The sequence below is a fragment of the Dietzia cercidiphylli genome (genome assembly GCF_014145145.1).
GTDB classification, from domain to species: Bacteria; Actinomycetota; Actinomycetes; order Mycobacteriales; family Mycobacteriaceae; genus Dietzia; species Dietzia natronolimnaea.
In genome coordinates this window covers 1-3757 of the sequence record NZ_JAALEA010000412.1, presented here as the reverse complement: position 1 = coordinate 3757, position 3757 = coordinate 1, and the positions used below count along the sequence as shown (strand labels likewise).

The window sequence follows — 3757 nt, the reverse complement described above, 5'->3', positions numbered from 1 at the left end:
GCTGCTGCGGGCCGAGACGCTCGGCGTCGGGGTCCCCGCCGGAGCCGACGCCTGGCGCATCCTCTACACCAGCACAGCGCCGGACGAGACCGTGGTGGCCGTCAGCGGCACGGTCATCGCGCCGGCCGACCGGGGCACGGACGCGCTCCCGCTGCTCAGTGTGGCGCACGGGACCACCGGGATCGTCCCGCGCTGCGCGCCGTCCCTCAGCCCCACCCCGTTCTCCGACGGTGCGGGCGCCGCGCTCACGGAGATGGTGACCGAGCACGGGTGGGCGGGGGTGATCTCGGACTACGTGGGTCTGGGCACCCCGGGGATGCACCCGTACCTGGTGGGACAGGTGGAGGCGCGCAACGTCCTCGACGCCTCCCGTGCGGCACAGCAGCTCGACGGGGTGACCCTGAGCAGCGACACCGTTGTCTGGGGGCACTCGCAGGGCGGGCACGGTGCGCTGTGGACCGGTCAGATCGCCCAGGACTACGCTCCCGAGCTGACCCTGCTGGGCATCGCCGGGATGGCTCCCGCCACGGACCTCTACACGCTCGCCGAGCTGAGCAAGGACGAGGTGGGGGGCAAGACGGTCTCCGCCTACATCGCGCAGTCGTGGAACGAGGTCTACCCGGAGCTGGATCTGGCCGGGCACCTCAACCCGGGCACCGCGCACGGCGTGGAGAGGATCGGCGACCTGTGCTTCAACGAGAAGGACGCGATCGCCGCCCTCGTGCGGGGCACCCAGATCCCTGAGCAGGTGTTCCCCGACGCGGTCCTCGACGGCGACCTGGGGGCGACGTTGAAGGAGAACTCGCCGACCGGGCCGTGGCCCGCGCCGGTGCTGATCGCCCAGGGGCTGGCCGACCCGTTGGTCAAGCCGGCGATGCAGCAGGACTGGGTGGACGCCCGGTGCGCGGACGGCGAGCCGCTCGACTACCGGACCTACCCCGGCCGCGATCACAACGGGTTGGTCGCTGCGGACTCTCCACTGACCCCGCAACTCGTGAGCTGGACCCTCGATCGCTGGAACCGGGCGGCGCCCACACCCACCTGCTGAGCGGGCGAAGGAGGGGGAACGCGCACAGGTCGGAACGGGGTCGCCGAACCCCAGCGCAGGGAGATCCTGGTCCTGCTGCGGGAGGGCGAGCGGCCGGCGACCGAGGTCGCGCTCGAACTGGGGATCACCCAGCCCGGTGCCTCCAAGCATCTGCGGGTGCTCCGCGAGGTCGGCCTGGTGCGCGACCGACGTGAGGGCAAGCAGCGCATCTACCACCTCGACCCCGGCGGGCTCCGGTCCGTCCACGAGTGGGTCGGCGGGTTCGAGCGGTTCTGGAACGAGAGCTTCGACAGGTTGGACGACTACGTCCGCGAGATTGCGCGGGCCGAGGAGGAGGAGTAGACCATGGGGGACAGCAGGCGGGGTGACCCGACAGGGCCGGAGACCGCGGACCGCGAGATCGCCATCACCAGGTACATCGACGCGCCGCGAGAGCTGGTGTTCCGCGCGTTCACCGAGGTGCAGCACCTGGCGCGGTGGTGGGGACCGGAGGGGTTCACCACCACCACCCGGTCCTTCGAGTTCCGCGAGGGCGGCGTGTGGGACTTCGTCATGCACGGCCCGGACGGAACCGACTACCAGGAGCGGATCACCTGGCGCGAGATCGTCCCCCCGGAGCGGATCGCGCTACTGCACGGCGAGTCCGCGGAGGATCCGGAGGCGTTCGAGTCCGTCCTGGACTTCCGAATCGACGGCGGGGGGACCCGTGTCGAGTTCCGCACGGTGTTCCCGACGAGGGAGCTCCGCGATCGCGCGGCGCAGGAGTACCACGCCGTCGAGGGTGGCGAGCAGACCCTGGCCAACCTGGCGGCCCATGTCGCCGAGCTCGCCGACGCGCAAGGGGAAGCGGGAGTGCGGAGGCAACTGGTCCGGGTCCACAACTTCTCCGTCTCGCTGGACGGGTTCGGTACGGGGGAGGGGCAGTGCCTCGAGGCGCCCTTCGGTCACGCCGGGCACCGGTTGTTGGAGTGGGCGCTACCGACACGGACCTTCCAGGACATGGGATTCCACGGGGACCGCGAGGCCTCGGTGGGGGTCGACGAGGCGTTCGCGAGCCGGTGGAACACGGGAATCGGCGCGGAGATCATGGGCCGCAACAAGTTCTCCCCCACCCGGGGCCCCTGGGCGGACGAGACGTGGCGTGGCTGGTGGGGGGACACCCCGCCCTTCCACACCCCGGTGATCGTCCTGACCCATCACCCCAGGCCGACGCTGGAGCTGGACGGCGGCACCACGTTCCACTTCATGGACGCCGACCCCGCCGCGGCGCTCGACGCCGCGCGCGAGCTGGCAGGTGGCCTGGACGTCCGCATCGGCGGGGGAGCGAGCACGATCCGCCAGTTCCTCCGGGCGGACCTGATCGACCACATGCACATCGTCGTGGTGCCCGTCATCCTGGGCCGGGGGGAACGGCTGTGGGACGGGGTGGAGGGGCTCGAGGAGCGATTCCACATCGAGTCCACCACCTCGCCCAGTGGGGTCATCCACCTGAGCTTCTGGCGTCGCCGTACACCGGGGCCTCGGCCAACCTCAGGCGTGTGACGAATCGCCGGGGTTCACCCGAGAGCGGGTCGGTGAACGCCAGCTCCCTCGCGAGCAGCTGGAGAGGAAGGGAGTGATCATCCGGGATCTCCGGTAGCAGGTCGGGGTACCGGCGATCCCCCAGGATCGCGATCCCCAGTGCGGCCAGGTGCACCCGCAGCTGGTGCAACCGGCCGGTCCGGGGGCGCAGGATCGTGTGCAGCACCGGGCGCCCGGCCGCGCTCCTGCCGGCACCGAGGACGTCGACGAGGGTCTCGGTGTTCGGCGGGAGGTCGGGGCGGACGGCGACCCGTCGGTGGCCTCGCAGCCTCTCGAGGTGGTCGCGGTGGACGAGGGGGACCGGGCGTCCGGAGATCTCCGGCGTGTGCGGATCCCAGCCCGGCGGCCGCGTCGAGACCGCCTCGTAGACCTTGGCGACCTCTCGTCGTTCGAACAGGGTCTGGTAGGCGCCCCGTGTGGACGGGCGTGCCGAGAACATCACCAGCCCGGCGGTGGCGCGGTCCAGACGGTGGACCGGGGTGAGGTCGGGATTGTCGAGACGGACGCGGAGACGGACGAGTGCCGACTCGCGCAGGAACCCGCCCGTCGGGGTGGTGGGGAGGAAGTGGGGCTTGTCGATCACGACCAGATCGTCGCTGACGTGCACGATCTCCTCGCGGACGGGGAGCGGGTCCTCCGCCGGCACCTCGCGGTGATACCAGATGAACTCGTGTGAACCGAGGGCCGCCGTGGGGCCGACCGGGCGGGCGTCGGCGCCCACGAAATCGCCGGCGGCGAAGCGGCGGTGCAGATCGGCAGGGTCGAGGTGATCGAACCGCTCGACCACGTACTCGGCGATCGACGCCCACGGCCCGGCCGTCGGCACGCGGAGCCGCGTCGGTCCGACCCCGTCCCTCACGGGCAGGGGCGAGGGCATCGGCACGACCGCCATCCTCCCCAATAGACTGGGGATCCACCACCCGATCCGGATTCGAGGACCGCACGATGGCACCGCACGACCCCGGCCCCGCCCCGGCCGCGCGGCCCGAGCCCTCGTTCCTCATCGGACCGGTCACCGAACCGGACATCCACGTGATGAGCTGGAACGTCCGCCGTCCGGTCCCGGCCGTGGTGGCGCGCCCGTCCGACCGGTGGAGTCGGCGCGCCCCCGCGGTCCGCGCGCTCCTC

Annotated in this window: 3 protein-coding genes and 3 pseudogenes; 5 read left to right on the top strand and 1 reads right to left on the bottom strand. The window is 71.7% G+C overall.

The window, feature by feature from the left end:
* From G6028_RS14180 to G6028_RS18215, 4 genes and pseudogenes are all read left to right on the top strand, one after another.
* Positions 1-1048, top strand: a 1048-nt coding sequence (locus G6028_RS14180) for a lipase family protein (RefSeq protein WP_182659258.1), incomplete at its 5' end; no start/stop codon positions are given.
* A 54-nt stretch (positions 1049-1102) separates the two neighbouring features.
* Positions 1103-1390, top strand: a pseudogene (locus G6028_RS14175) (ArsR/SmtB family transcription factor); the annotation flags it as partial.
* Positions 1391-1393: 3 nt separating this feature from the next.
* Positions 1394-1855, top strand: a pseudogene (locus G6028_RS18220) (SRPBCC family protein); the annotation flags it as partial.
* A gap of 45 nt (positions 1856-1900) precedes the next feature.
* Positions 1901-2590: a dihydrofolate reductase family protein gene (locus G6028_RS18215; RefSeq protein ID WP_422110539.1), complete on the top strand. Its 690-nt coding sequence runs from the start codon at positions 1901-1903 to the stop codon at positions 2588-2590.
* On the opposite strand, the gene G6028_RS14160 is transcribed toward G6028_RS18215, so the two are convergent.
* Positions 2529-3506 (bottom strand): pseudouridine synthase, encoded by a 978-nt coding sequence (locus tag G6028_RS14160; RefSeq protein WP_241730777.1) that lies wholly within the window; start codon positions 3504-3506, stop codon positions 2529-2531. The genes G6028_RS18215 and G6028_RS14160 overlap by 62 nt on opposite strands.
* A 68-nt stretch (positions 3507-3574) precedes the next feature.
* Here G6028_RS14160 and G6028_RS14155 point away from each other — a divergent pair.
* A pseudogene (locus G6028_RS14155) lies at positions 3575-3757 on the top strand (endonuclease/exonuclease/phosphatase family protein); the annotation flags it as partial.

Coding starts and splice junctions, on each gene's coding strand:
- G6028_RS14160 (WP_241730777.1), bottom strand. CDS start 3,506: ATGCCCTCGCCCCTGCCCGTGAGGGACGGGGTCGGACCGACGCGGCTC.